General features: G+C 75.3%; 24 protein-coding genes. 6 read left to right on the top strand and 18 right to left on the bottom strand.

Features of this window, described 5'->3' with window-relative positions:
* Positions 1-1,192 (bottom strand): choice-of-anchor M domain-containing protein (locus ACFTZA_RS16535; protein WP_378197398.1); only part of this gene is annotated, 1,192 nt, incomplete at its 3' end.
* A 148-nt stretch (positions 1,193-1,340) separates the two neighbouring features.
* On the opposite strand from ACFTZA_RS16535, the gene ACFTZA_RS16530 reads away from it, so the two are divergent.
* On the top strand, positions 1,341-1,520 hold the full coding sequence (locus tag ACFTZA_RS16530) for a hypothetical protein (protein ID WP_378197395.1): 180 nt from the start codon (positions 1,341-1,343) through the stop codon (positions 1,518-1,520).
* Between the two features lie 246 nt (positions 1,521-1,766).
* Here ACFTZA_RS16530 and ykgO read toward each other — a convergent pair whose 3' ends face one another.
* From ykgO to rpmB, 5 genes are read right to left on the bottom strand one after another with little or no spacing between them, the layout of a single operon-like run.
* Positions 1,767-1,889, bottom strand: coding sequence for a type B 50S ribosomal protein L36 (ykgO, locus tag ACFTZA_RS16525; protein WP_069387640.1), 123 nt, complete (start codon positions 1,887-1,889; stop codon positions 1,767-1,769).
* Positions 1,886-2,176, bottom strand: a complete 291-nt coding sequence (locus ACFTZA_RS16520) for a type B 50S ribosomal protein L31 (RefSeq protein WP_378197391.1) — start codon at positions 2,174-2,176, stop codon at positions 1,886-1,888. Before ACFTZA_RS16520 ends, ykgO begins: the two co-directional genes overlap by 4 nt.
* A gap of 24 nt (positions 2,177-2,200) precedes the next feature.
* Positions 2,201-2,506 (bottom strand): 30S ribosomal protein S14, encoded by a 306-nt coding sequence (gene rpsN / locus ACFTZA_RS16515; protein ID WP_378197388.1) that lies wholly within the window; start codon positions 2,504-2,506, stop codon positions 2,201-2,203.
* Complete coding sequence (gene rpmG / locus ACFTZA_RS16510) at positions 2,506-2,673, bottom strand: 50S ribosomal protein L33 (protein WP_378197385.1); 168 nt, start codon at positions 2,671-2,673, stop codon at positions 2,506-2,508. The genes rpsN and rpmG overlap by 1 nt, the downstream gene beginning before the upstream one ends.
* On the bottom strand, positions 2,673-2,909 hold the full coding sequence (gene rpmB / locus ACFTZA_RS16505) for a 50S ribosomal protein L28 (RefSeq protein ID WP_378197382.1): 237 nt from the start codon (positions 2,907-2,909) through the stop codon (positions 2,673-2,675). Before rpmB ends, rpmG begins: the two co-directional genes overlap by 1 nt.
* A 118-nt stretch (positions 2,910-3,027) precedes the next feature.
* On the opposite strand from rpmB, the gene ACFTZA_RS16500 reads away from it, so the two are divergent.
* Positions 3,028-4,215: a CobW family GTP-binding protein gene (locus tag ACFTZA_RS16500; protein ID WP_378197379.1), complete on the top strand. Its 1,188-nt coding sequence runs from the start codon at positions 3,028-3,030 to the stop codon at positions 4,213-4,215.
* Between the two features lie 218 nt (positions 4,216-4,433).
* Here the strand turns inward: ACFTZA_RS16500 and ACFTZA_RS16495 are convergent, their stop codons facing one another.
* From ACFTZA_RS16495 to ACFTZA_RS16460, 8 genes are all read right to left on the bottom strand, one after another.
* Positions 4,434-5,090, bottom strand: a complete 657-nt coding sequence (locus ACFTZA_RS16495) for a DUF1775 domain-containing protein (RefSeq protein ID WP_378197376.1) — start codon at positions 5,088-5,090, stop codon at positions 4,434-4,436.
* Positions 5,087-6,847: a copper resistance protein CopC gene (locus tag ACFTZA_RS16490; protein WP_378197373.1), complete on the bottom strand. Its 1,761-nt coding sequence runs from the start codon at positions 6,845-6,847 to the stop codon at positions 5,087-5,089. The genes ACFTZA_RS16495 and ACFTZA_RS16490 overlap by 4 nt, the downstream gene beginning before the upstream one ends.
* A gap of 7 nt (positions 6,848-6,854) precedes the next feature.
* Positions 6,855-7,595, bottom strand: coding sequence for a YcnI family protein (locus ACFTZA_RS16485; protein ID WP_378197370.1), 741 nt, complete (start codon positions 7,593-7,595; stop codon positions 6,855-6,857).
* Positions 7,596-7,729: 134 nt separating this feature from the next.
* Positions 7,730-8,437 carry a hypothetical protein gene (locus ACFTZA_RS16480; RefSeq protein ID WP_378197367.1) on the bottom strand — a complete coding sequence of 236 codons (708 nt, stop codon included), beginning with the start codon at positions 8,435-8,437 and terminating at the stop codon, positions 7,730-7,732.
* 103 nt (positions 8,438-8,540) lie between these two features.
* The gene (locus ACFTZA_RS16475; RefSeq protein WP_378197364.1) at positions 8,541-10,592 is read right to left on the bottom strand and encodes a cytochrome c oxidase assembly protein; all 2,052 of its coding nucleotides are present in this window, start codon (positions 10,590-10,592) and stop codon (positions 8,541-8,543) included.
* A 64-nt stretch (positions 10,593-10,656) separates the two neighbouring features.
* Positions 10,657-11,451 (bottom strand): copper resistance protein CopC, encoded by a 795-nt coding sequence (locus tag ACFTZA_RS16470; RefSeq protein ID WP_378197362.1) that lies wholly within the window; start codon positions 11,449-11,451, stop codon positions 10,657-10,659.
* A gap of 106 nt (positions 11,452-11,557) precedes the next feature.
* The gene (locus tag ACFTZA_RS16465; protein WP_378197359.1) at positions 11,558-12,211 is read right to left on the bottom strand and encodes a hypothetical protein; all 654 of its coding nucleotides are present in this window, start codon (positions 12,209-12,211) and stop codon (positions 11,558-11,560) included.
* Positions 12,212-12,234: 23 nt separating this feature from the next.
* Complete coding sequence (locus ACFTZA_RS16460; RefSeq protein WP_378197356.1) at positions 12,235-12,930, bottom strand: Pr6Pr family membrane protein; 696 nt, start codon at positions 12,928-12,930, stop codon at positions 12,235-12,237.
* 141 nt (positions 12,931-13,071) lie between these two features.
* Here ACFTZA_RS16460 and ACFTZA_RS16455 point away from each other — a divergent pair, with 141 nt between their 5' ends.
* A complete protein-coding gene (locus ACFTZA_RS16455; RefSeq protein ID WP_378197353.1) occupies positions 13,072-14,355 on the top strand; it encodes an amidohydrolase in 1,284 nt (427 codons plus the stop codon).
* Positions 14,356-14,397: 42 nt separating this feature from the next.
* Here the strand turns inward: ACFTZA_RS16455 and ACFTZA_RS16450 are convergent, their stop codons facing one another.
* The 4 genes from ACFTZA_RS16450 to lysX form a co-directional block, all read right to left on the bottom strand.
* Complete coding sequence (locus tag ACFTZA_RS16450) at positions 14,398-15,336, bottom strand: DUF1524 domain-containing protein (protein WP_378197352.1); 939 nt, start codon at positions 15,334-15,336, stop codon at positions 14,398-14,400.
* Between the two features lie 83 nt (positions 15,337-15,419).
* Positions 15,420-18,191, bottom strand: coding sequence for a M10 family metallopeptidase C-terminal domain-containing protein (locus ACFTZA_RS16445; protein WP_378197349.1), 2,772 nt, complete (start codon positions 18,189-18,191; stop codon positions 15,420-15,422).
* Positions 18,192-18,377: 186 nt separating this feature from the next.
* The gene (locus ACFTZA_RS16440) at positions 18,378-20,096 is read right to left on the bottom strand and encodes a methyl-accepting chemotaxis protein (protein WP_378197346.1); all 1,719 of its coding nucleotides are present in this window, start codon (positions 20,094-20,096) and stop codon (positions 18,378-18,380) included.
* Positions 20,097-20,226: 130 nt separating this feature from the next.
* On the bottom strand, positions 20,227-23,592 hold the full coding sequence (gene lysX, locus ACFTZA_RS16435) for a bifunctional lysylphosphatidylglycerol synthetase/lysine--tRNA ligase LysX (protein ID WP_378197343.1): 3,366 nt from the start codon (positions 23,590-23,592) through the stop codon (positions 20,227-20,229).
* A gap of 259 nt (positions 23,593-23,851) precedes the next feature.
* Between lysX and ACFTZA_RS16430 the strand changes: the two genes are divergently transcribed.
* The 3 genes from ACFTZA_RS16430 to ACFTZA_RS16420 all read left to right on the top strand — a co-directional run bounded on the left by ACFTZA_RS16430 (position 23,852) and on the right by ACFTZA_RS16420 (position 25,700).
* The gene (locus ACFTZA_RS16430) at positions 23,852-24,790 is read left to right on the top strand and encodes a zinc-binding alcohol dehydrogenase family protein (protein WP_378197340.1); all 939 of its coding nucleotides are present in this window, start codon (positions 23,852-23,854) and stop codon (positions 24,788-24,790) included.
* 120 nt (positions 24,791-24,910) lie between these two features.
* Positions 24,911-25,372 carry a hypothetical protein gene (locus tag ACFTZA_RS16425; RefSeq protein WP_378197337.1) on the top strand — a complete coding sequence of 154 codons (462 nt, stop codon included), beginning with the start codon at positions 24,911-24,913 and terminating at the stop codon, positions 25,370-25,372.
* A gap of 145 nt (positions 25,373-25,517) precedes the next feature.
* Entirely contained in the window at positions 25,518-25,700 is a 183-nt protein-coding gene (locus tag ACFTZA_RS16420) for an antitoxin (protein WP_378197334.1), read from the top strand.
* Positions 25,701-25,754 lie beyond the last annotated feature (54 nt).

Raw genomic sequence — 25,754 nt, 5'->3', positions numbered from 1 at the left:
GCGCGAACGCGTCGCTGCCCGCGGCCGCGACCTCCCACCGGTACGTCGCCAGCTCCGTCGCCGGGTCCTGCGTCGCTGTGAACGTCGCGGTCTCGCCCTCGACGTTCACGGCCCCGTCGAGCGCGACGGTGACCGTCGTCGTGACGGGCACCGGCTTCGCCGTGACGTGCAGGCTCACCGGCTCCGACGTGCCCGCGACACGGTCGCCGTCGAGCAGGACGGCGCGCACGCGCGCCCCGTCGTCGGCGAGCGCGACCTGGCGCTCGTACGTGGCGCCCGTGACATCGTCGACCGGCGCGAACGCGTCGCTGCCCGCGGCCGCGACCTCCCACCGGTACGTCGCCAGCTCCGTCGCCGGGTCCTGCGTCGCTGTGAACGTCGCGGTCTCGTCCTCGACGTGCTCGCCCGCGTCGAGCGCGACGGTGACCGAGGTCGTCACCGGCTCGGGCGCGCGCTCGCCGATGCGGAAGTGGTACGTCGCGGGGTCGCCCGTGATCGTCCCGTGCTCGGTGGTGGCGAGGGACGGGGTGACGACGAACGTGTAGTCGCCCTCCGCGGTGAACACCCAGTTGGTGTGGACGTGGGCGTTCTGCGAGACGGGGATCGTGCCCCCGGCGGAGGTCGTCGTGTCGACATAGCGGTTGATGGGCTCGCCGAACGAGCCGTTCTGGAACGCGAAGACGTCGCCCGGGCCGTCGATGCGCACGTCGAGCGAGACCGGCTGGCCGGGCGCGGGCGTGATGCCGGTCCCGGCGAGGGTCCCCGGGAGCCGTTCGGTGCTCCATCCCACCCACGGCGCATAGCCCTGCTCGCCGCCGCTCTGGGTGCCGAGCCACGCCTGCGTGCCGCCGTACTGTCCCAGGAACGACCAGCCGCCGGTCGCGGGCGGGAGCGTGGTGACCGACCGCTCGTCCTCCCAGGCGAACGTCGTGCTCTCGGGCGCCCAGTACGTCGAGCCGGGCTCGTAGATGCGGGTGTCGTCCTTGACGCTGAGCACGAGCTTGCCGGACGCCGCGTCGTACGTCGTCTCGAAGCCGTCCACGTGGCCGTGGGTGAGCACGCGCTCGCGGTCGGCGACCGCGGCCGCCGCCGACGGCAGAGCGCCGCCGAGCACGGGGACCAGGAACGACGCGAGCAGGGCGAGCACGCCCAGGACGGCCACCAGTGGCCTGCTGCGGGTGGTGAGTGACACGAGGTCTTCCTCTCTAGGCCGCACGAGGCGGCTGCGGGGAGCGGGCGGCTCCGGACCGGGCACGGTCGCGTCGGACTATATAGACCGGGAATCATTCTCATCAAGTGCCCGGTGCGATCTCGATCGTGGATTCGTGGAGACTGGCCCCATGACGGGCCAGCACCAGGACCTCGGCGCGCACGACGCCGAGCGAGAGGACAGGCCGACGGCTACCGCAGGTGCGCGCTGGTTCGCCGTCGGCCCGCCGTCCGGGGCCGTCTTCGCCCCGGCGGAGGACCGGAGCCCGGAGCGCGCCCTCCGGCACGCGACCGGTTCGAGATCCGTCTGATGAACGACTACGGGGCCGACTGGCCGCTGTGGACCGCCTCAGCCGAAGTCGACCGCCAGGTCGCCGACCACCTCGACTACTGGGAGACGCACGGGACCTGACCCCGCGCGACGCCACTACGAGAGCGGCGCCGACGCCACGGCCAGCGCGAGGGGACGGCTGACACGAAAGAGGCCGGAGGCCGCCCGACGGCGACCTCCGGCCTCGTCCCCTCGCGGCGGCCGTCCGGCGCCGCGTCCGTACGCCTCAGCCCTGACGCGCCTTCCAGCGCGGGTTGAGCTTGTTGATGACGTACGTCTTCCCTCGGCGCCGCACGACCTTGGCGCCGGGCTTGTCCTTGAGCGAGCGCAGCGACGCGCGGACCTTCATCGCGCACCTCCCTGCGTGCGCGTCCCGTAGCGCTGGCGGAACCGCTCGACGCGGCCGGCGGTGTCCACGACGCGCTGCGTGCCCGTGTAGAACGGGTGGCTCGCGCTCGAGATCTCGACGTCGACGACCGGGTAGGTGTTGCCGTCCTCCCACTCGACCGTCTCGCGCGGGATCCCCGGGCCGCCGGGGTGGTTCCCGGCGAGCGTGGAGCGGGTCAGGAACGCGAAGTCCGCGGACTTGTCGCGGAACACGACGCGCCCGTACTCCGGGTGGATGTCCTTCTTCACGGTTGTGCCTCCTACCGTCTCGACCTACCAGCTGGACTTGGTGACGCCCGGCAGCTCGCCGCGGTGCGCCATCTGGCGCATCCGGACGCGCGAGAGGCCGAACCTGCGCAGGTAGCCGCGCGGGCGCCCGTCGGCGACGTCGCGGTTGCGCAGGCGCGTCGCGCTCGCGTCGCGAGGCTGGCGCTGCAGCTCTGTCACGGCGGCGGCCTTCTCCTCCGGCGTCGCGCCGGGCGACGCGACGACGCGCTTGAGCTCGGCCCGCCGCTCGGCGTACCGGGCGACGACCTCGCGACGCTGGACGTCGCGCGCGATCTTCGACTTCTTGGCCATCAGCGCTCCTCGCGGAAGTCGACGTGCCGGCGCACGACGGGGTCGAACTTGCGCAGCACGAGCCGGTCGGGGTCGTTGCGACGGTTCTTGCGCGTCACGTAGGTGAAGCCGGTGCCCGCGGTCGAGCGCAGCTTGATGATCGGACGCAGGTCCTGGCGTGCCGCCATCAGACCTTCTCCCCTCTCGCCAGGATCTCGGCGACGACGACGTCGATCCCCTTGCGGTCGATGGTCTTGATGCCCCGCGCGCTCACGCGCAGCGTGACGTGGCGCCCGAGCGAGGGCACCCAGTAGCGCTTCTTCTGGATGTTGGGGTCGAAGCGCCGCTTGGTCCGCACGTGCGAGTGCGAGACCGAGTGGCCGAACCCCGGCGAGGTGCCGAGCACCTGGCAGACGGCAGACATGGTCGTTCCTTCCTCCGGACCCGGCGAGACTAGATAGTGAGAATCGTTCTCGTCAAGGTGTAGGGTGCAACACGTCCGCCCGCCCGGATCTTCCCGTGGCCAGAACTGGAGCACCTGCATGACCACCCACCACCCGGACACGACCGACACCCGCACCCCGCTGAGCGTCCTCGCGACCGTCGACCCCGTCCTGCGGGACTCCGCGGTCTTCGGCCTGGTCGTCGGCTCCCCCGGCGTCGTCGTCCTGCGGCACGACATCCGCGCGAGAGAGGGAGAGCTGCGCCGGGTCGTCGTCGACGCCACGGGCGTGCTCGAGGACGAGCGCGTCCCCCTCGAGCACGCGTGCCTGTCGTGCGCGGTGCGCGAGGACGCCGTCCCCACGCTGCGCCGGCTCGCCGAGCGTGACCGCTGGGACCACGTCGTCCTCGCCCTGCCCGTCGGCGCCGAGTCGCTGCCCGTCGCCCGGGCGCTGTCCGCCGCCACCACGGACGGCGACCTGCTCGACAGGCTGCGCCTCGCGACCGTGGTCGCCGTGACGGACGTCGACACGCTCGAGCACGACCTCCTCGACGACGACCTCGTCGACGAGCGCGGCATCGCGCTCACCGACGACGACCAGCGCGCCGTCGGCGAGGTGCTCGCCGCCCAGCTCGAGCACGCCGACCTCGTCGTCACCACGGGCGACCCGTCGGTGTCCGCCACGGGATCCGGCCTGGTCGACCGCCTCCGCGGCGCCGGCACGCGGCGCCTCGACGGCCTCCACGCGCTCGACGCCGACGACCTCGCGCGCGGCCACCACGACCCCGCGGCCGGCGAGCGCCGCGCGCACCCGCTCGGCGCCCGGGGCGCCGGACGCCCCGCGGACGTCGAGCGCCGCGCGGGCGACCGGAGCTGGACGCTCGAGCTGCGCTCGTCGCGCCCCTTCGACCCGGAGCGCCTGCTGCGCCGCATCGAGGACCTCGGCACCGGGCGCCTGCGCTCGCGCGGCGTCTTCCACGTCGCCAACCGGCCCGACTCGCTGTGCGCCTGGGACGGCGCCGGCGGCCAGCTGTGCATCGGCGAGCTCGGCACGTGGGAGGACGCCACGACGCACGAGGGCGACGTCGTCCGGCCGCACACGCGCATCGTCGTGGTGGGTTCCACGCCGCCCGGCGCCGCTCGGGGAGCGGACGAGCGCGACGGCCTGCTCGCCGCGTTCCGCGACGTGCTCGCGACACCCGAGGAGCTCGAGGACGGCGGGCTCCGCTGGCTCGGGCGGGACGACGTCCTCGCGCCGTGGCTCGGGGCGCGGAGCGACGCGCTCTGACCCGCCGAGGCCGGCGGGACCGGCCCGGGAATGACGAACCGGTGGCGGTCCGCCACCAGAGCTCCCCCCAGCAGAGCTCTCGTCGCGGACCGCCACCGGTCCGGGCGCCGCCCCGTGACCCGTCGCGGCGGCGATTCCCCCACTACCGAACGAGGACGTGGCACGGAGTTTCGTACCACACCTTACAGTGACCTACGTCACATGGCTCAGGTGCGGGCTCACGCCGACCGGCGAGATCGCGCCCGGGCCGCCCACGCGCCGCCGGCACCGGCGGCGACGGACGCGCACGCCACCACGGCGACGAGCGGGCCGAGCGGCACCGGCTCCCCGCCGGCCGGGCGCAGGGACGCCGCCGCGTCCGACGGCGCGGTCAGCGTCGCCGCCGTCGCGACGAACGACGGTGCGGGGTGCGCGCCGGACGGGTCGGTGTCCGTCCACGCGAGCGAAGCCCCCGACGGGCACGACTGCTCGGCGGGGAGCACGAACGACTGCCCCACCGTGCCGATGACCCGGACGTCGACCGTGAAGGCCGCCCGTTCGCCGTCGGGCACGGGGCGACCCTCCCAGCGCACGGCGTCGTCGGAGACCTCCGCCGTCCAGCCGTCCGGCTGTCCGGCCGCGAGCGGCTCGACACCGTCAGGCATCGTGACGGCCAGGGCGTCGGTCGGTTCGCCGTCGCACCCGTGGTCGAAGGCGAGCGTGAGGGTCGCCGTCCCGTCGCCGTGCGGCTCGACCGTCTCGACGATCACGTGCGCCGACGCCGGACCGGTCACGAGCACGACCCCCGCCGCGGCGAGAGCGAGGCCGGCAAAGGCGGGCCGGACAGCGCGCCGCACCGCGCCGGTGCGGCGCACGCAGCACGTCGAGCTGCTCATGACGTCACCTCCACGGGGATCTCGACGACCGGGTTCTCGTACTTGGACGTGCGGACGCTCACGGACACCGTCCAGCTGCCCGGCATCGGCAGGTCGAGCGTCGCCTCGTACGTCCCCGGGCCGGTACGGGTCACCGGCCGGGTGAACGGACCGAGAGCGGGCTCGGCGAGCGTCGTGGACAGCTCCGGGGCGTCGACCGGTTCGAGCGGCGCGCCGTCGGCGTCGAGCAGCTCCAGCTCGAGCGCGTTGACCCCCACGGCGCCCGGCGTGACGCGGGCCCGGAGGGTGCCGTCGCCGAGCGGCCGGGTGACGTCCACGCCCGTGGGCGCCGCCACGTCCGAGCCGGGCGGCGAGCCGGACTGCTCCGCGGCGTCCACGGGGCTGCGCGAGACGAGCAGCCCCGTCACGGCGAGGACGACGACGAGGAGTCCCGCCTCGGCCGCCACCGTCCGGCCGAGGCGACGGGAGACCTCGGCGTCGGCACCCACCCCGACGACGCTCGTCGTCCGGCGGGCGGCCCGCGCCGCGAAGGACGGGACCAGCCGGTAGCGGTTCCACGCGGCGATCGCGACGACCACCAGCGCGACCCCGGCCTTGACGAGCAGCGCCTGGCCGTACGACGTCGACACGAGAGCGTCCACGCTGCCGAGGATCCGCCAGCCGAGGACCACGCCGGTGAGGGAGAGCGCGAGCACCACCCACCCGCCGAGCGCGGAGAACCGCGCCACGGTCGTCGCCGCCCGCTTGTCGTCGACCTGTGACGACGCCACGAGGACGAGCACGAGCCCGACGACGCCACCGAGCCACACGGCGCCGGCGACCACGTGGAGGACGTCCGCCGCGACGACGAGCGCCGCGGGGCCGAAGGTGCGGGTGTGCCCGGCCAGCACGAGGGCGCCGAGCGCGAGCGTGGACGCGCCCAGCGCCACGCCCGCCGGCCAGAGCGCCCGGCTCTCGCGCGCCGCCCGCGGCGCGAGGAACGCCGCACCGACGAGCCCGACGACCCCGAGCGCGGCCGCGAGGCCGGTGTCCGAGGCCAGACCCTCGGCCCACGAGGACCCGTCGAGCAGGGCGTCGGGACCACGGCCCGCCTGCCACGCGGTCGTCAGCGGGACACTCAGCACGAGCCCCGCCAGGCCGACCCCGAGCCCGAGCGTCCGGGCACGGTGGAGCCGCGCACGCAGCCGCGGCATCGCGCCGGGCGTCGCATGCAGCACGAGGAGCTCGAACACGACGAGCCCGGCGACGAGGAACGTGCCGAGGTAGACGGCGGTCTGGTCGACGACGCGCACGACCTCCAGCCCGCCCGACGGCTCGGCCGACGCAGCGGCCGGACCCGGTCCGCCCGTCGTCGCGCTCGGCGCGCCGACCGAGAAGCTGAAGGCACCGGCGACCGGGTGGCTGTCGAGCGAGACGACGCGCCAGCTCACGACGTAGGTGCCGTCCGCCAGGGGTTCGGCGGGCGTGACGACGAGCGCGGCGTCGCGGGCGGCGACGTCGACCGCGACCTCCGTGCCGTCGGCCGCGAGCACGGTCGTGCCGGACTCGACGGCGCGCACGGGCTCGTTGAACGTGATGGTCAGGTCGTCGGGCGGCGCGTCGAGCACGGTGCCGTCCTCCGGGTCGGTCCCCAGGAGGACGGCGTGCGCCGCGGCCGACCCGCCCGCGAGGACCGCGAGGAGGACCGCGACCGCGGCGACGACGACGGCCAGCGCCGGCGCCCGGTGCGGCACCGAGCGCCGGGCCGTTCGCGTCATCGGACCGTCAGCCCTGGGCGCGGCGCGAGCGCGCGAACGCGACCGCCCCGAGCGCGAGGCCGGCGGCGCCCAGCGCGAGGGCGATCCACGAGACGACGGGCGTGGCCGCGTCGTCCGAGGCCGCGTCCGACGCGTCGTCCTGCGTCGCGCTCTCCGCGGCGACCTCCTCCGTCTCGGCGTCCTCCGTCTCCGACGCCGCAGCATCGGAAGAGGTGTCGGACGAGGTGAGGACGAACGACGGCGCCGGTGACTCGAGGTCGTCGCTGGTCTGGCCCTCCGCGGGGATCTCGACCCACGCGGTCTCCCCCTCCTCGCAGGTCTGGACCGTCGGGAAGTCGAGCGTCTCGCCCGGGGCGTCGGGCAGCTTGAGGGAGAGCTCGAAGGAGTCGCGGTAGCCGTTCGGGACCGGGGTCTTCGCCGTGTAGACGACCTCGGCGACCCGCTCGGTGTACTCGCCGCCGTGCCCGTCGTCCACGGGCGTCTCGAGGTCCTCCATGACCTTCTCGACGTCCCAGCCGGGGTGCACGGCCGGGGCGACGGAGATGACCTTCTCGGGCATCTGGATCGCGATCTCGGTGGTCGCCGACTCGCCGCACCCGTGCCCGAAGGCGAACGTCAGGACGGTGTACGAGTCGGCGGTCGTGACGCTCGGGGTGACGGTGACGTGGGCGGACGCCGCGGTCGCGCCGACGACGAGAAGTCCGGCGGCGAGGGCGGTCGCGGCGGTGGTGCGCGTGAGCTGACGCATGGGAGTGCCTTTCGAGGGACGAGCGAGGGAGGGCGCGCGGGCACCACGTACCGCGCACGCTCGAGGGGTGCGTCGGGCAGCGGGGCGCTACGGCGCGCGCGACGGCTCGGCGAGACGTCGCGGGGCGGGAGCCGTCAGGCGTACGACGGCGACGTCGTCGCCGGCGGGCCGCGCCGCGAGACGACGGTGCTCGCGGCCCGTGCGAGCGGCCGGGCGGAGCGCACCGGGTGCAGGACGACGGGGCGCGGCGACGTCGGGACCGGCAGGAGCACCCCGAGGACGACGGGCAGCAGCCCGGTCCACAGCGCGAGCGCGAACGTGGCGGCGCGCTCGCTCGCCGCCAGGGCGGCGGCCGTGACGACGACGGCGACGGCGTGCGCCCCGAGCATGGCGGGCCCGGTGCCGTGCGCCACGTGCTCGGGGGCGCCGGGGAGATACCCGCCCGACCAGGACGCGGCGGCGTGCGCGGCGTGCGCGGCGCGGTCGGCGACGAACCCCGGCGCCGAGGCGTGGCCGGGCATCGAGGCCGGGAGCGTGCCGGCTCCACGGAGCGGACCGTCCGTCGCCAGCATCGTGAACCCGTGGTGCAGGACGACCTGCACCACGGCGAGGAACGGCACCTGGACCAGGGCGCGGGAGCGCATCCGTGCGACGAGGGTGGCGAGCGCGACGGTGAGCGCACCGAGCGCGGCGAGGCCCGCACCGTCGGGCAGCCCGCCGCCCGCCGACGCGTGCGCCGCCGCGGCGACGGTCAGCGACGTCGTCGCCAGCACGACGGCACGCACGACGCGCGCGACGAGCTGCGGCACGCCACCGCCCGTGCTGCTCGCCGTGGTCGTCATCGACCCGCCTCTCCGTCCCACGAGGGCGCCGCGTCGCGCCCTTCGTCCGGTTCTCGGCGAACGTACCGGGACTTCTGGCGCTGGTCAATCAAAAGATGCGCGTTCATCGCGACTGCGCTCCGTCACGCCGGGCGAGCTCCGCGAGGCGGGAGTTGTACGCCGCGAGCTCCGCGTCGCCGTCCCGGTCGGCCTGCCGGTCGCGGCGGCGGGCCGTGCGCTCGTCGTCGCGCGTCCACTGCACCGCGACGACGATCGCCGCGATCACGACGGGCAGCTCCCCCGCACCCCAGGCGACCGACCCGCCGACGGCCTGGTCGTCGAGGAGCGCCTGGGTGTCGGTGTACTGCATCGCCGTCCACCACGTCTCGGCGAGCACCTGCTGGTCGGCCATGACGGCGACGCCGAAGAACGCGTGGAACGCCATCGTCACGAGCAGCACGAGCAGCCGGATCGGGTAGGCCGCGCGCGCCGGCCCGGGGTCGACGCCGAGGATCACCCAGAAGAACAGGTAGCCGCTGAGCAGGAAGTGGACCTGCATGAGCAGGTGCCCCGGGTGCTCGAACAGCGCGTACTCGAACCAGCCCGTGTAGTAGAACGCGACGAGGCTGCCCGCGAAGACGAGGCCCGCCACCGCCGGCCGCGTGAGGATCCGCGAGTACCGCGAGTGCACGACCACGAGGATCCACTCGCGCGGCCCGCGCGAGTGGTCGCGGCGGGCGGGCAGGGCGCGCAGCGCGAGGCTCACGGGCGCGCCGAGCGCGAGGGGCAGCGGCACGAACATCATGAGCGCCATGTGCTGGACCATGTGCGTGGAGAAGTGCACCGACCCGTAGACGCCCGCCCCGCCGCTCGTCGCCCACGCGAGCGCCAGGCAGCCGAGCAGCCACATGACCGTGCGACCCACGGGCCAGCGGTCGCCGCGGCGGCGCAGGCGCACGACGCCCGCCACGTAGAGCCCGGCGAGGCACGTCGCGACGCCGAGGAACAGCCAGTCCGGGTGGACCGACGTGAGCATCCGGGCCGGCGACACCGGTTCGGGGTAGGCGAAGCCGAGCAGGGAGTGGCGCACGTCGTACGTCACCGGGTCCTGCGGCACGGGCGGCGCGGACCGCGACAGCGCGACCGACGCCCCGAACGTCGGCGCCATGACCACGAGCTCGCCCACCGCCAGGCGCGCGAACGCCCGGCCGCCGCCCGGCTCGGCGAGCCGCGGGACCACGCGGCGTCGCTGCGCCCAGCCCGCGAGCCCCAGCAGCACCAGCGCGACGACCTTGCCCGTGAGGAGCAGGCCGTACGGCGTGGTCACGAGGTCGGCGGGCGACCCGAGCCGCAGCGACGCGTTGACGACCCCCGAGAACGCCGCACCGGCGAAGCACCACGCCGCCACCGCGGAGTAGCGGGCCACGACCTCGGGCAGCGCGCGGCCCACGCGCGGGCGCAGGAGGACGAGGCCCACGAGCCCACCCGCCCACACCGTCACCGCGACGAGGTGCACGAGCAGGCTGTTGACGGCGTTGAGGTGCTCGTCCGAGCCGGCGGCGTGCCCGGACAGCGCGACGGGCAGCAGCGCGGCGAGCGCGAGCACCGCCGCCGCACCGACCCGGCCCACGCGCCGCGCCCCGGCCGACACCACGAAGGCCGCGGCGACGAGCAGCGCGGACACGGACAGGAACTGGCCGAGCTCGATACCGGTGGCGTAGTACGCCACCTGGGACCAGAAGCCGGGGTCGCTCGGCGCCATGCCGACGCTGTTGCCGGTGGTCAGCACGATCACGGCGACCGCCGCGGCGAGCCAGGCGGCCGCCGCGCGCGTCGCCCAGCGGGTCGCGGTCCACTGCGCGTACGAGACGGCGCCGGGCACGCGGCCCTGCCCGGGCAGCACGCCCGCGGCGAGCACGAGCAGTCCGATGGTGAGCGCGGCCGCGCCGTCGTGCACGACGCGCGCGACCGGCAGCCCGTAGCGCACGACCGCGCCGGGGTCCATGAGCAGACGCGGGGCGAGCTCGCCCGTGAGGGCGAGCCCCGCGATCGCGACGACGACGGCGAGCGGCAGGCACGCGAGGAGCACGAGCTCGGTGGTGCGCAGCACGGGGAGCCGGAAGCCCTCGACGCGCACCTCGGGGGGCGGTCCCGGAGCGGGACGGGAGTCGGTCATGGCGTCTCCTGGTCGGCACGGGGCGCCGGACGGCGCACGCGCCGCCCGGTCGCCGTCCGGTCCGTCAGTCCTGGGGGCCCTGCTGGGAGCCCTGCTCGGGACGCTGCGGCGTGCCCGACGTGCCCGGTGTCCCGTCGCCGCGGCGGCGCAGCACCAGGACGGTCACCACACCGCCCACGAGGATCACGGCGACGACGATCCCGATGACGAGCGGGAGCGTGCTGCTGCCCTCGTCGGCGTCCGAGGCCGAGCCGTTCGCGGTGAGCTCCTCGGCGGTGGCTGACGGCTCGGCGGAGGCGGCGTCGTCGGTCGCGGTGTCCCCCGCGGTGTCCGTCGCGGTGTCCGTCGCGGTGTCCGTCGAGGTGTCCTCGCTCGACGGCTCCGACGCGGCGGGCTCGGGCTGGGCGGCGACGGCGAAGCCGAACGTGCCCTCGATCGGGTGCCCGTCCGAGGACACGACGCGCCAGGCGACCGTGTAGGTGTCGCCGCCGAGGGCCGCCGTGTCGAGCGGCAGGGTCGCTGTCGGGCCGGCGATGGTCGGGGTGCCCTCCGTGACGACCGTCCCCGCGGAGTCGGTGACCACGACCTGGGGCTCGACGTCGAGGGGCTCGGTGCTGAACGTCAGGGTGATCGCCGCGGGCGGTGCGTCGAGCTGGGCGCCGTCGGCCGGGTCGGACGACACGAGCCGGTCGTGGGCGTGCGCGGGCGCCGCGGCGACGACCGCGAGCGCGGCCGTCAGGCCGAGCGCGCAGAGCGCGGCGAGCAGGGCGGTGAGCAACGCCGGGGCAGGCCGGCGGGCGGCGACCGCCACGGGCCGGGTGTCGCGTCGTGCAGAAGCAAGGGGTCGTGCAGCAGGCATGGGGAGAGCTCCGTCCGAAGGCGCGGCGGTGCCGCGGTGCGCCCCGTGCCGGCAGGTGGCCGGCGTGCCTCGTCGGGTGTCGCGCTCTCGCGCGGGTGGGGCAGGGTCAGGCGTCGGCCCCGACGAGCGCGGCCGCCGGGGGACCGCGCGTCGGTGCGGTGCCGGGGAACCGGGACACGAGCCGCCGGGGCACGACCCCGGTGAGCGCGGCCACGGGGCGCGCCGCCACGACGACGGGGGCGAGCGTCACTTGGTGCGGCGTCAGCCACGCGAGGAGCCGCTCGAGCGCCCGCTCGCCGCGGGCGAGCACGACCGCGAGGACGACCGTCGCGACGGCGTGCGCCGCGACCATCCACGCCCCCGCCGCGGCCGGGCCGACGTGGGCCGACGACGCGAGGGCCGTCGCGGCGTCGGGCACGGGGGCGGCCGTGCAGGCGGTCACGACACCGTCGTGGAGGACGTGACGCGCCGCCGTCGCCCCGGGGACGCACGTGGCGGCGCCGTGCCCGAGCGTGTCGAGCGCGGCGTGCAGCGCGAGCTGCGCCCCGCCGAGCAGCGCGACGAGGCGCGGAGCGGTGAAGCGGACCCGCGCCGCGACCATGGTGCCCGCGAGCGTGAACGCGCCGAGCGCCGCGAGGACCAGCGGTTCGGGCAGGTGCCCGCCCGCGACCGCGTGCGCTCCCGCCGTCAGCGCCAGCACGAGGGTCGCCACGAGCGCGGCGCGCGCGAGGCGCAGCGGTCCGGCGACGGGAGAGGGCACCTCGTCAGGGTAGCCCGTGCCCGTCAGGCGGAGGCGCCGTGCGACGGCCCGCCCGAGGAGACCTCCGTCTCGTCGGGCTCGTCCGGCGCGGGGACCGCTCCGGGGTAGCCGCCGATCAGCGCGCGCTCGGGCAGGAGGCGGTCGAGCCCCACCAGGACGAGGCCGAGCACGAGGAACCCCGCGCCGTAGAGCACGACGTTGACGAGCAGCCCGGCCCAGCCGAGGGCGTCGAGGTCGACGAACCCGTACGGGTACTCGCTGCCCGGGCTGACGAACCCGCGGATCGTCGTGAACGCGAAGTAGGCCAGCGGGTACAGCAGCCACTGCGCGGCGGTCAGCCCCCGCAGGCGGCGGTGCGGGGTGAGCAGGAGGAAGTCCGCGACGACGGCGAGGGGCAGCACCTGGTGCTCGATCTGGCCGTCGGTGAGGCCGAGGAAGACGGCCGGGGCGCCCGGGTCCTCGGGCGCGAGCACGAACCAGGACACGAGGCCCGTGATGGCCGCGAAGAGCGTCACCCCGCCCGTGAGCCACGCCGGCGGCTGCGGGCGGCGCAGGATCGACGCGACGCCCGCCCAGGCGAACGCGACCGCGACGAGGAAGCAGGTCTGGTTGGTGAAGTAGACGAGGCCCTCGACGTCGCCGTCCCGCCAGATCTGCCGCGTCCCGACGAGTGCGAGGACGACGAGGAAGAGCCGGAAGATCCCGACGACGACGTGCATGCGAGCTCCCTTGCGCGCGGTCCGTGCCCCTGGCGTCGGACGGAGGCGCCCGCCACCGTCCCGCTCCCGGGAGCCTAACGCCGGCGTCGGTGCGCACGCACCGCTGGACCCTTGCCCGGGGCGACTTGTCATGATGGGGGCATGACGACCTCTTCGAGCTCCCCCAGCCCGGCCCGCACCGCGCCCCGCACGACCCGCGGCACCGTCGCCGTCACGAACGCCTACGTCGTGCCCGTCGCCTCTCCCCCGGTCGAGAACGGCACCGTCCTGATCGAGGACGGGATGATCACGGCGGTCGGCGCGGACGTCGTCGTGCCCGACGGCGTGCGCACGATCGACGCGGCCGGCCGGTGGGTGCTCCCCGGCTTCGTCGAGGCCCACGCGCACATGGGCGTCATGGAGGAGGCCGAGGGCTGGGCCGGCAACGACACCAACGAGATGACCGACCCGAACGGCTCCGCGCTGCGCGCGCTCGACGGGATCAACGTCGAGGACGAGGGCTTCCGCGACGCGCTGATCGGCGGCGTGACCTCGGCCGTCGTGAAGCCCGGTTCGGGCAACCCCATCGGCGGTCAGACGGTCGCGATCAAGACGTGGGGCGGCCGCACGGTCGACGAGCAGGTGTTCCAGGAGTCCGTCTCCGTGAAGTCGGCGCTCGGCGAGAACCCCAAGCGCGTGTACGGCGACCAGAAGAAGCTCCCGTCGACGCGCCTCGGCGTCGCGAACGTCATCCGCCGCGCGTTCGTGGACGCGCAGAACTACGTCGCCCGGCGCGACGCCGCCGCGGCGAAGGGCGAGCCGTTCGACCGCGACCTCGGCAAGGAGACGCTCGCGCGCGTGCTCGCGGGCGAGCTGTACTGGGACCAGCACACGCACCGCGCGGACGACATCGCGACGGCGCTGCGCCTGGCCGACGAGTTCGGGTACCGGCTCGTCGTCAACCACGGCACGGACGGCGCGGCCGTCGCCGACGTGCTCGCCGAGCGGGACGTCCCCGTGATCTTCGGCCCGATGTTCACGTCGCGCTCCAAGATCGAGCTGCGCGACCGCGACATCGCCAACCTCGGGGCGCTCGCCCGCGCCGGCGTGCGCGTCGCGATCACCACCGACCACCCCGTCGTGCCCATCAACTTCCTCGTGCACCAGGCGTCCCTCGCGGTGAAGGAGGGCCTCGACCGTGAGACCGCCCTGCGGGCGCTCACGGTCAACCCCGCGGCGATCCTCGGCCTCGACGACCGCGTCGGCTCGCTCGCCCCCGGGCTGCACGGCGACGTCGTCGTGTGGTCGGGCGACCCGCTCGACGTCACCGCCCGCGCCGAGCACGTGCTCATCACCGGCACCGAGGTCTACCGCTGGGACCACGCGGCGAACGACGGGCGCGGCGCACCCCGCGTCGTCGAGCGCGCGGAGCGCTTCGCCCGCTGAGGCCGCATCTCCCCGGCCCGGGACGTCGCGCGTGACCGTGCGCTACTCGCAGCCGACGCCGTCGCCGTCCCCGTCGAGCTGCCGGCTGTACCCGGGCTGGCCGGCACGGATCGGCGCGGCGCCGGCGGCGCGGACCGCGGCGCAGTTCTCGTACACCACGTCGGCGGGCGGCGGCGACGGGGCGGGCGCCGGGTCCGGGGCCGGGGCGGGCTCCGCGGTGCGGGGCACGCCGTCGTCGGCGGCGACCGGCAGGGGCTCGTCCGGGCACGAGCCGAGGACGCGCGCGATCGCGTCGTGCTCGGCCGGCGTGACCCACAGCCCGTAGGCGTCCTTCACCGCGACCTGTCGCGCGACGTACGCGCAGCGGAACGCCTTGTGGGGCGGGAGCCACGTCGCGGCGTCACCGTCGCCCTTCGCCTGGTTCGTCGGCCCGTCGACCGCGAGGAGGTTGAGCGGGTCGTTCGCGAACCGCTGCCTCGTCGCGGCGTCGAGCTGCTGCGCGCCCTTCTGCCACGCGTCGGACAGGGCGACGACGTGGTCGACCTGCACGGCCGTCGACGTGACGTCCCCCCGCTGGAACGCGATCGTCGTCGCGGTGAACGGGTCCTCGAGGGTGCCGGTCAGCACCACGCAGTCGTGGGTCCCGGCCTTGAACGTCTCGCCGGTGAGGTCGCGCGCCAGGATGTCGTTGCGGGTGTCGCAGCCGTTGCGGTCGACGTCGGCCCACGCCGGGCCGAACTGGTCGCGGTCGTAGCCCGTCTTCGGCGCCCGTCCCTTGACCTCGAGGGTCTCGAGGGCCGCGAGCGCGGTCCCCGGGCCTGCCGCGGGCGACGTCCCCGTGTCGTGCGTGACGACGGCGGTCGCGTCGCCGGACCCGCCAGGCTGCTCCGTCGTCGCGCACGCGGCCGTGCCCGTGACGACCGCGAGTGCGGCGAGCAGTGCGGCCAGGCCGCGCCCGGTCGTCCGCGTGCCGTCAGCCACCCGAGTCCCCTCCTCGTGCCACGCGGTGCCGGCGACCGCCGTGCGCGCCGTCACCCTAGCCCAGCGCCCGGCCGACGGGCCGCTCAGCCGGCGCGCCGCCGTCGGGCGGCTCCGGCGAGCAGCAGCGAACCGCCGCCCACGAGGCAGGCGGCCGCTGCGGCGACCCCGACGACCGTCGTTCCCGTCGCCGCCAGCGGTGACCCCGTCGCCCGTCGCACCACCTGGTCGGCGACCGGGACCGCCGCACCACCTCCCGACCCGTCGGTGTCGGGCGCTCCGGTGTCGTACCGCAGCACGAGCGTCGTGGCGGTGTCCACGCCGACCAGCACCAGGTGGTGGGCGCCGGCCTCCAGGTCGAGGCCGGTGAGCGTCGCCACGCCGTCGCGCACGGGGAAGGTGCCGAGCAGGCGCGGCGTCGAGTACGCGTAGACCGTGACCGCGGTGTCGGCCGCGGACCAGGGCACCGACAGGTCGACCCTCCCGGGCAGCGCCGTCGGGTCGAAGTCGTCGGCGACGGCGGCCAGGTCCGGCGCGTCGGGGTGGCGCGCGAGCAGCTCCGCCGTGTCGGCCGCCAGCTCCTCGGCGACGTCCCACGCGGCCAGGCGCGCCGGGCGGGAGACCGCCTCGGTGCCGTCCACGCCGGTGAGCCGGGCGCGGAACCAGGCCTCCGGCCCCTCGGCCGTCACCCGCAGGGTGAGCCCGTCGCCCCCCACCACCGGCCGCCAGGCGCTCGCCGGGGCGTCTGCCGTCGGCGCGCTCTCCCACGACACGGAGGCGACGGCGGGGGACGCGGCGGCTGCGACCGTGAAGGCCGCGGTGCCGCCCGGCACGACGGGACCGACGTCGACCGGGTGCGCGGTCACGACCGGGGTCGCGGCGGGCAGCACGGTCACGACCACGGCGGCCTCGGTGCGGTTGCCCGCGCGGTCGGTCGCGGCCACCCGGACCCGGCGCTCGCCCGGTCCGGCGGCTGCCGGGTCGCGGAGGACGAGCGTCGACCCCGAGATCCGGAACAGCGCGTTGTCGGCGTCGCCCGCCCCCGGCACCAGCGTGAAGCCGACCGCCCCGAGCGCGTCCTGCGCGACGAGCGTCCCCGCGGCGGCGTCCGGGCCGGAGCTCACCCGCAGGGTCGTGGCGACCAGGCGAGGCGTCTCGGGAGACGTGGTGTCGACCACGACGGTCAGCGGGTCGCTGACCGCGGAGTCGAGGTCGCTGCCCAGCACGGACGCGGTGGCGCGCGCGGTGACGGTGCGCTCGCCCTCGGGCAGCGCCGACGTGGTGACGGTCCACAGGCCGCCGGCGTCCGCGGTGGTCACCCCGAGCTGGGCGGCGCCGTCGAGCACCGTGACGGTGCTGCCGGGCCACGCGGTCCCGGTGAGCGTGGGCGTGGTGTCGGCGGTGTGGGTGCCCGTGCCCCCGGTGTCGCTCGCCGCGGCCAGCCGCAGCGCGCGCGGGGCGGGCGGTGCGGCGGGCGTGAGCTCGAGCCGGTCGTCGACGACGACGTACGACGCCGGGGTGGCGGAGCCGGGGACGACGAGCGTGGCGTCGACGCCCGGCGTCGCGTCGATCCCCAGGTGCACCCGGGTCCCGTCCGCGTGGGCCTCGACCTCCACCTGCCCGGCGGTCAGCGCCGACCCGTCGCCCTCGCCCAGCACGGAGGTCAGCGGCACGCGCGGCTCCCCGGCCGCGTCGAGGTCGCGCACCTCGACGGCGTCGTCGACGGCGAGGTCGGTGATCGTGTCCGTGCCGTGCGGACCGGTGGCGGCCACGACGAACACGTCGGCACCGCTGCCTCCGGTGAGCCGGTTGTCGCCCTGGTTGCCGATCAGCGTGTCGGAGCCCGACCCGCCCACGGCGTTCTCGACGAGGCCACCGGTGCTGCCCGGGGCCAGGTGCGCCGTGGCGATGTTCGGCGAGCGGCGCGTGGCGTCGTGGGTGTCGAGCACCGGGTACTGCCCGCCGAGGTCCGTCCAGGACCCTGGTCGCAGGTCCACCCGCAGGTCGGTGGCGTACGACGCGAAGTTGTAGGTGTCCGTGCCGCCGCTGTCCCAGACCGTCGTGAAGACCACCGGCGCAGTGGGGTCGAAGGTGTACGTGGTGTCCCCGGCGTCGGACGTCCCGGTGCCGTACAGGTGCTGGATCGCGGCGACGTCCTGGAGCATCGGCCCGGCCGGGTAGCTGCCGTCGCGCACGGTGTAGGCACCGTTCGACGCTCCGGGCCAGCTCGCGTAGCTCATGACGGTCGTCGCGACGGAGTGCGTCCCGGGATCGGCGGCGGGGAAGCCACCGGACGCGTCGTGCGGGTGCTTGAGCCCGAGCGCGTGCCCGAGCTCGTGCAGCACGGTGAAGGCGCTGTAGGTCCCCGCCTCGCCGAGCTGCCCGCCGATGATCGCTGCCCCGAGCTGCAGGTCGACCGGGCCGTCCCCGGGCGCCTGCGACACCCGCGCCGTCAGGTTGCTCCCGTCGCGGTACCAGTACACCCGGATGTCCGCCGTCGCGGGGTCCGCCGCCTCGGTGAACGCCAGGCCCGAGGGGCGCGCCCACCGGGCGAGCTGCTGACGGACCTGGCTCTGCTCACCCGGGTCGAGCGCGGTGAAGGACGCGTCGTCCACGGCCGCCACCTCGGCGGCGGCCTGCGGGAACGAGAAGGTGACGGTGCTGCCGGACCAGCGCGCTCCGCTGAGCAGCGAGTCGACCGCCGGGTCCCCGGACGGGGTTACGGCGGCGGCCGCCGCGGGCGGGGCGAGCACCACGGGAGCGGCGCCGACGATCGGTGCTCCCAGCGCGAGCGCGAGCCCCGTGGCGCAGGCGCGTCGGCGCCACGCCGTGGCCGGGAGGGCGGGGGCACGAGTCATCGGCATCCGATCCGAGGAGAGACGAGCAGTGCTGGTCACAGCGACCCGTCGCCACTGTCGGCCGCCCGTCCCGCACCGTGAACGTCGCCCGGCGGTTTCACCCGCTCGGTGGAGCGCAGGCCGTGCCGCCGGCGACGCCCGCACCCGGACGCCGGCGTCCCCGACGGCGGCGACACTCCCTCGAGCTCACATGCGGAACCGGGAGACCTGCGCGCGCAGCTGCTCGGAGACGTGCGCGAGCTCGCCGACGGCGGTGCTCATCTCCTCCATCGTCCGGGCGTTCTCGCGGGCACCCGAGGCGATCCCGGTGATGTTCCCCGCGATCTCGCTGGCGCCCGTGGCCGACTCCTGCACGCCGCGCGACATCTCGTTCGTCGTCGCGCTCTGCTCCTCGACCGCCGAGGCGATCGTCAGCTGGTAGTCGTTGATCTGCCCGATGATCTGCGTGATCTCGGCGATCGCGCCGACCGCGCCGTCGGTGTCGCCCTGGATGGCCTCGACCCTGCGCGCGATGTCCTCGGTCGCCTTCGCCGTCTCCTGCGCCAGCTCCTTGACCTCGGACGCCACCACCGCGAAGCCCTTCCCGGCCTCACCAGCACGCGCCGCCTCGATCGTCGCGTTCAGCGCCAGCAGGTTGGTCTGCTCCGCGATCGAGGTGATGACCTTGATCACGTTGCCGATCTCCTGCGAGGACGCCCCGAGCTTCTGCACCGTCTCGTTCGTCACCGCCGCCTGCTCGGTCGCCAGGTTCGCGACCTTCGCCGCCTCGTTCGAGTTCTGCGCGATCTCCCGGATCGACGCACCCATCTCCTCGGCACCCGCCGCGACCGTCCGCACGTTCTGCGACACCTGCTCCGCCGCCGACGCCACCACGCCCGACTGCACCGACGACTGCTCCGCCGACGCCACGACGCGCGCCGCCGCGGCCGCGAGCTGCTCCGAACCGGAGGCGATCGTCACGGACGACGCCAGGACGCCGGACAACGTCTGGCGGAGCGACTCCTGCGCGACCGCCAGCGCGCGCGCCATGCTGCCGAGCTCGTCCTTGCTGTGGACCTCCGCCTCGCGGGTGAGGTCCCCCTCGGCCATCGCCTCGATCACCGTCTGGACGCCCACGACGTTCGACCGGATCCGGTTGGAGACGATCCATCCCACGACGACGCCCACGACGGCACCGACGACGATGACGCTCAGGAGCACGACGACCGCGGACGACGCCTGGCTCGCCGCGGCCGCCGACTGGTCCGCGAGGACGCCGCCGATGTACCCCTGGAGGCCTTCCATCGTCGAGCGGAGTGCGGCCCCGGCCTCGTCCAGGGCCACGTCGGCGGCGCGGTACGCCTCCCAGTCGCCCGACTCGAACGCCGGCAGCTTCTCCGTCTGCACGGCAGCCACGTACTGACCGATGGCGTCCTTGAGCGCCACGTACTCCGCGGGGACGTCCTGGCCGATCCCGGCGTAGATCTCCTCGAACGCCGCCAGCTCGACGTCGACCGCGGCTCGCGCCTCCTCGATCGCCGCGTACTGCGGGGCGGTGTCGAGGCCCTGGCCGAAGTAGTCGCCGACCGAGTTCGCGGCGAGCCTGAACTCCCACACGGACTGGGAGATCCGCGTCTCCTGCTGGCTCAGCGTGCTCTCGATGGTCGCGACCTCCTGCGTCTTGTCGCGCAGGGACGTCGCCGTGCCGATCGCCACCGACCCGAGCACGACCATGATGGCGACGAGCGCCACGACGATGCCCAGGATCTTCGCCCGCACCGAGCGGAGCAGCCCCGGCGCCTCGTGCCGCGCCGCGGGAGGCCGCGCAGTGCCGGCGGCCGGCGCACCGGCCGGTCCGGTGACCGGTGCGGTGACAGGTGCGGTGGCGGGTGCGGTGGTGAACGGTGCGTCCATCAGCTCGGTCATGGTGCGGTCCTCCTCGTGTCCGGGCGCACTGCGGCCCGCCGGCACCTATCGGCCGTCGTGACGCCGTCGTGCTCACCGCCGTCGACGTCGGGACCAAAGTCCCTACCCTCGACGACGTCGACGGTGGCCGTCAGGACCGTCGCTGCGGCTTCACGAAGGGGAACGCGAGCGTCTCGCGGATCGACGCCCCGATGAGCATCATGTAGATCCGGTCGACGCCGAGGCCGAGCCCGCCGGTGGGCGGCATCGCGAACTCGAGCGCCTCGAGGAAGCCCTCGTCGACCTCCATCGCCTCCGGGTCGCCCGCTGCGGCGAGGAGCGACTGCTGCGTGAGGCGTTCGCGCTGGTCGACGGGGTCGATGAGCTCCGAGTACGCGGTGCCGAGCTCGGCCCCGAACGCCACGAGGTCCCACCGCTCGGCGAGGCGCGGGTCGCGGCGGTGCACGCGTGTCAGCGGCGACGTCTCGACCGGGAAGTCGGTGTAGAACGTCGGCTCGACGGTCTGCCCCTCGACGAGGCGGTCGTACATCTCGTTGACGACCGCGCCGTGCGTCTCGTCCTCGCCGACCTCGATGTCGTGCGCCGCGCACAGGCGATGCAGCTCGTCCGTCGGCGTGTCCGGGGTGACGTCCGCGCCGACGGCGCGCGAGACGGCGTCGTGCACGGAGACGACCGGCCACTCGCCGTCGAGCCGCACGTCCGTCCCGTCCGGGCGCCGCGACACCGCGTCGCCGTGGACGGCGACCGCGGCCGCGACGACGAGCTCGCGCGTGAGGTGGCGCATCGTCGTGTAGTCGCCGAACGCCTGGTACGCCTCGAGCGACGTGAACTCGGGGTTGTGCGTCGCGTCCGCGCCCTCGTTGCGGAAGTTGCGCCCGAGCTCGAAGACCCGCTCGACCCCGCCGACGGCGAGCTGCTTGAGGAACAGCTCGGGCGCGATGCGCAGGTACAGGTCCATGTCGTAGGCGTTGATGTGCGTGCGGAACGGCCGGGCGTTGGCGCCGCCGTGGATGCGCTGGAGGATCGGCGTCTCGACCTCGATGAACGCCCGCTCGACGAGCGCCGAGCGCAGCGCGTGCACCGCGACCGAGCGCCCGCGCAGCGTCGTGCTCGCCTTCGTGTCGAGCGCGAGGTCGACGTGCCGCAGGCGCATGCGCGTCTCCGGGTCCGCCAGGCCGCGGAACTTGTCCGGCGGCGCCTTGAGGCACTTGGAGGCCATGACCCACGCGTCGGCGTGCACCGACAGCTCACCGGTCCGGCTGCGCGCGACCGTCCCCGTCACGCTCACCTGGTCGGCCAGGTCGACCACGTGCCGCCACAGCGCGATGTCGGCCGCGCCGTCGGCGGTGAGCATGACCTGCCGTTCCACGTCCTCCTCGCGCAGGACGGCGAAGCTCACGCCGCCGAGGTCGCGCAGGCGCACGACGCGGCCCGCCACGGACACCGTGCCGCCGAGCAGCACCTCGTCGACGTCGCGCAGGCGGTGGGTGCGCGGCACCGCCACCGGGTACGGCGGCATCCCCGCGGCCCGCAGCACGTCGAGCTTGGCGCGGCGCGCCCGCTCCTGGTCCGTGAGGCGGGGCGTCGGCACGTCGAGCGCGAGCAGCTCGTCGTCCTGCGCGCGCACCGCGGCCGCGAGCGCCGCGTCGTTCTCGGCCGCCGACGCCGTCGCCGCGCCCTGCGGCGACGTCCACAGGGGCACGAAGCCCTCGGCCTGCCCCGCCGCCAGGGTCACCGACGTGAGCTGGGCGGGTGCGGCGTAGCAGAGGTACCGGGTGCGCCAGCGGGGCTCGTACTTCTGGTTCGAGCGGTACAGGGAGTCGAGCTGCCACCAGCGGGACGCGACGAGGATGAGGCGGCGCAGGAGGCGTTGGAGGGGCGTTGCGGCCACGGACTCGCCCTGCTCGATGATGCCGCGGAACATCGCGAAGTTGAGGGAGACGCGGTCGACGCCCGTGCCCGGGCCCTCGCTCGCGAGCGTGATGACCATGAGCTCGGTGACGCCCGGGACGGCGTTCGGGGAGCGCCGCATGACGTCGAGCGAGACGCCCTTGCGTCCCCACGGCACGAACGACAGGAGGCCCTGGACCTCGTCGTCGCGGTCGTGGGCGGTCACGACGAGCACGCGGGGGTCGCGGGAACTGCCGAGACGCTCGAGCGCCATGGAGAACCCGCGCTCCTCGCCGTGGCGCCACCGGTCGGCGGCCTGCGCGAGCGCGGCGAGCTCGTCCGGCGGGATCTCGCGCTGGCGGCGCACCCGCACCGTGTACCCCTCGCGCGACGGCCGCGCGACGGCGTGCCGCACCGGGCGCATCGAGGGCGCGGAGAGGTCGAACTCGCGCGTCTCGACGATCGCCTCGTCGCCCATGACCAGGACGGCGAGCCCCGCGTCCCGGTAGGCGCGTGCGCCGCGCTCGCTCGCGGAGATCACGGCCGGCGCCCAGCCGTGGCGCCGGGCGTGGGCGAGGGCGCGCGCGACCGCGTCGCCCCAGGAGGCGGGGTCGCCCACCGGGTCGCCGGCGGCGAGCAGCACGCCGCTCACCACGCGGTAGGAGACGGCGGCCCGGCCGTCTCCCGAGAAGACCGTCGACCGGTCGTCGCGCGTCGCGAAGTACTCGAGCGAGTCGTCACCCGGGTGCTCGAGCAGGAGGCGCCGCACGGCCAGCTCCTCGTCCGGGGCGCGGGGCGCGTCGCGCGGGCCCGTGCGCAGGAAGACGACGACGGCCGCGAGCAGACCGAGGCCGGCGACGAGGCCGGCGACGAACGCCAACCAGCCGGGAGCGGTGCCGTCGACGGAGAACGGCTCCTCGTGGGGCGGGAGCCCGAGCGACGAGCTCAGCGACCACGCCGCCCGCTCCCCCACCGTGCCCAGCGTCGAGGGCACGACCTGCAGGAGCGCCGTGGCCACGGCGGTGGCGAGCACCACGCCCAGCAGGGCGACGAGCACCGCGCGGCCCCAGGCGCCGCGCGCGATGCGCGCGGGGAACGCCCGGCGCGCGGCCACGAGGACGACGACCAGCACCGCGCCGACGAGCGCGGAGGCGTACGTCGTCCACCGCACGTCCTGGACCACCCCGGCCGTCGGGTCGACCCGGTCCAGGACCAGCGCGAGCAGGACGACGAGCGCCGCGGGCAGCTGCCAGACGAGGACGACGAACCACAGCGCGGCGCGCCGTCGGCGCAGGAACCCGCTGGCGACGAGCGCGACCACGACGGCGGAGAAGAGCGTCGGGTACGACGGCACGTTGGTGACCGACAGGACCTCGGCCACCGGGCGCTCCGAGTGGCGCGCGAGCGGCCGGAGGACCAGCCCGAGCAGCAGCCAGACGGCGTAGAGCTGCAGGACGCGCGCACCCCAGCGCGCGACGACGTCGGCCCACGGTCGCGCGGGCGGCGGCTCGGCCGCGTATCCCCGTGCGGGACGCTCGCCCCGCTCCGGGGGGACCGTGGCGGGACCGGTCTCCCGGACGACCGTCGTCGGCTCTCTCGTGACCATCCCCGACCCCTTCCCGGGACGGACGGCTCGCCTCCGCGCACGACGGGAGGCCTGTGGTCCTCGGGACGAACGTACGCCGCTCGGCACGGGAGCGCTCCCGGAGGTCCGGGAGCGCTCCCGTGCACCGTGGTGCCCGTCCCCGCATGACAGCACGGCGCGCGTGATGGAAGAGTGGTCGCGCCCGGGCGAGCACCGGGCCGTCGCGGCGGACCTGCGGCGTCGCAGCGTCCGGCGCCCACGGGCCCGACGGGGGAGGACCATGAGCACGACGACGACCGTCGTCACCTATGACGTGTTCGGCGGGCCCGAGGTCCTGCGCGTCACCACCGAGGACGTCGGCGAGCCCGGCCCCGGCCGGGTGCGCGTCGCCAACCGGGTCGTCGGCGTGAACCCGGCGGACGTCAAGCGGCTCGCGGGCGCGTTCGGCGGGTCCCTGCCGGGCGTCCTCGGGTTCGAGGCGGCGGGCATCGTCGACGCCGTCGGGCCGGACGTCACGGACCTCGCCCCCGGCGACGCCGTCGTCTGGCACGGCACCGGTGCGCAGCGGGCGCTCTCCCTCGTCCGCGCCGACCACGTGCGCCGCGTGCCGGAGACCGTCGCGCCCGTCCAGGCCGCAGTGCTCCCCGTCGCGGCCGCGACCGCGTTCTCGGCGCTCGTGCAGGCCGACGTCGGCGAGGACGACGTTGTGCTGCTGCACGGCGCGAGCGGCGGCGTGGGGTCGGCGGCGGTGCAGGTCGCCCGGGCGCTCGGCGCTCGCGTCGTCGGCACGGCGTCGCCGGCGAACCACGACTACGTGCGCGAGGTCGGGGCGACGCCCGTGGCCTACGGCCCGGGGCTCGTCGAGGCGGTCCGCGCACTGCCCGACGGCCTGGACGGGGTGAGCGTCGTCGTCGACCTCGTGGGGACGCCGGAGACGGTCGCGGCGACGGCGGAGCTGCTCGGCGACACGCTCACGGCGCCCGGCCCCGACGCCCCGCCGGCTGCGGTGACGATCGTGTCGTCCGAGGCGTCGCGCGACGCGGGGATCGCCGACAAGGTGGACGCCAAGGGCGCGCTCGACGAGGTGGTCGCGCTGGCCGAGAGCGGCCGGCTGCACCTGGAGATCGCCCGCCGGTTCCCGCTCGAGGACGCCGCGGAGGCGCTGCGCCTCGTCGCGACGGGGCACGTGCGCGGCAAGGTCGTGCTCGACGTCTCCTGAGCCGCGCTTGTGACGCTGCGCACAGCGCCAGGGCGGGAGGGGCGGTTTCCCGCCGTTCCCCCGGCGGCGGTGCGGCAATCTCCTTGCACGTCACGTCGCTGACGGTGTGAAATCGTTAGCATGCGTAAGTACCTCGCCGCCACCGCGGCGCTGACCAGTGCCCTCCTCCTGGCGTCCTGCGCCTCGACGACAGACCCGTCGAGCGACGACGCCACGACCCCCGCCGAGACCGCCACGTCGGAGGCCGCAGGCCCCACGCCGACCGTGGTCGAGATCGTCCAGTCGTGCGCCGCCTTCTACGACGGTGACGAGAACTCGCTCGCGTCCCGCGTCGACGCGACCTTCCCGCTGACCACCCAGGAGGTCACGGAGGAGACGTCGGTCGAGCTCGCGACCACGCGCGACAAGATCGCGTCGGTTCAGCGCTTCGCCGACGTGGAGCTCCAGGAGAACCTCAACGGCGTCAAGGCCCCGTTCGAGGCCGCGCTCTCGGGCGTCGAGGTGACGACGGACGACTTCCAGCCCGCGCTGGACGCCTTCCGCGCGCAGTGCGCCGACGCCGGGTACGCGTTCGCGTCCTGACCCCCCCGCGCCGCGGTCCGAGCGCCCCGTCCCCTCGTGGGGGCGGGGCGTTCGTGCGTCCGGTCCCGCCGAGATGCGACCGTCGCGGCCCGCTGCCCACGATGGGACGGCACGGGCCCGGCCGGGCCCCGACGGAGGGCACACCATGGGGATCGACGACCTCAAGAAGAAGGCCACCGACGCGATGGACAGCGACAAGGGCGAGAAGATGTCGGACACCGCCCTCGACAAGGGCGGCGACGCCGCGTCCCGCGCCACCGGGGGCAAGCACGACGACCAGATCGACAAGGCGTCCGACCGGGCCGACCGCGCGGTCGGCAACGAGTAGCGGCGCGCAGTCCCCGCCCGACGCGAACGGGGCCGGCGGCACGTCCGGGAAGGA

Origin of the sequence: Cellulosimicrobium sp. NPDC057127 (assembly GCF_042670945.1) — a bacterium.
Taxonomy (GTDB): domain Bacteria; phylum Actinomycetota; class Actinomycetes; order Actinomycetales; family Cellulomonadaceae; genus Cellulosimicrobium.
This window is presented reverse-complemented; position numbering and strand designations above follow the sequence as displayed.

Coding starts and splice junctions, on each gene's coding strand:
- ACFTZA_RS16440 (WP_378197346.1), bottom strand. CDS start 20,096: ATGACCGAGCTGATGGACGCACCGTTCACCACCGCACCCGCCACCGCA.
- ACFTZA_RS16495 (WP_378197376.1), bottom strand. CDS start 5,090: ATGAGCAGCTCGACGTGCTGCGTGCGCCGCACCGGCGCGGTGCGGCGC.
- ACFTZA_RS16460 (WP_378197356.1), bottom strand. CDS start 12,930: ATGCACGTCGTCGTCGGGATCTTCCGGCTCTTCCTCGTCGTCCTCGCA.
- ACFTZA_RS16430 (WP_378197340.1), top strand. CDS start 23,852: ATGAGCACGACGACGACCGTCGTCACCTATGACGTGTTCGGCGGGCCC.
- ACFTZA_RS16475 (WP_378197364.1), bottom strand. CDS start 10,592: ATGACCGACTCCCGTCCCGCTCCGGGACCGCCCCCCGAGGTGCGCGTC.
- ykgO (WP_069387640.1), bottom strand. CDS start 1,889: ATGAAGGTCCGCGCGTCGCTGCGCTCGCTCAAGGACAAGCCCGGCGCC.
- ACFTZA_RS16470 (WP_378197362.1), bottom strand. CDS start 11,451: ATGCCTGCTGCACGACCCCTTGCTTCTGCACGACGCGACACCCGGCCC.
- ACFTZA_RS16425 (WP_378197337.1), top strand. CDS start 24,911: ATGCGTAAGTACCTCGCCGCCACCGCGGCGCTGACCAGTGCCCTCCTC.
- ACFTZA_RS16445 (WP_378197349.1), bottom strand. CDS start 18,191: ATGACTCGTGCCCCCGCCCTCCCGGCCACGGCGTGGCGCCGACGCGCC.
- ACFTZA_RS16485 (WP_378197370.1), bottom strand. CDS start 7,595: ATGCGTCAGCTCACGCGCACCACCGCCGCGACCGCCCTCGCCGCCGGA.
- rpmG (WP_378197385.1), bottom strand. CDS start 2,673: ATGGCGGCACGCCAGGACCTGCGTCCGATCATCAAGCTGCGCTCGACC.
- ACFTZA_RS16420 (WP_378197334.1), top strand. CDS start 25,518: ATGGGGATCGACGACCTCAAGAAGAAGGCCACCGACGCGATGGACAGC.
- ACFTZA_RS16455 (WP_378197353.1), top strand. CDS start 13,072: ATGACGACCTCTTCGAGCTCCCCCAGCCCGGCCCGCACCGCGCCCCGC.
- rpmB (WP_378197382.1), bottom strand. CDS start 2,909: ATGTCTGCCGTCTGCCAGGTGCTCGGCACCTCGCCGGGGTTCGGCCAC.
- ACFTZA_RS16490 (WP_378197373.1), bottom strand. CDS start 6,847: ATGACGCGAACGGCCCGGCGCTCGGTGCCGCACCGGGCGCCGGCGCTG.
- lysX (WP_378197343.1), bottom strand. CDS start 23,592: ATGGTCACGAGAGAGCCGACGACGGTCGTCCGGGAGACCGGTCCCGCC.
- ACFTZA_RS16480 (WP_378197367.1), bottom strand. CDS start 8,437: ATGACGACCACGGCGAGCAGCACGGGCGGTGGCGTGCCGCAGCTCGTC.
- ACFTZA_RS16530 (WP_378197395.1), top strand. CDS start 1,341: ATGACGGGCCAGCACCAGGACCTCGGCGCGCACGACGCCGAGCGAGAG.
- ACFTZA_RS16500 (WP_378197379.1), top strand. CDS start 3,028: ATGACCACCCACCACCCGGACACGACCGACACCCGCACCCCGCTGAGC.
- rpsN (WP_378197388.1), bottom strand. CDS start 2,506: ATGGCCAAGAAGTCGAAGATCGCGCGCGACGTCCAGCGTCGCGAGGTC.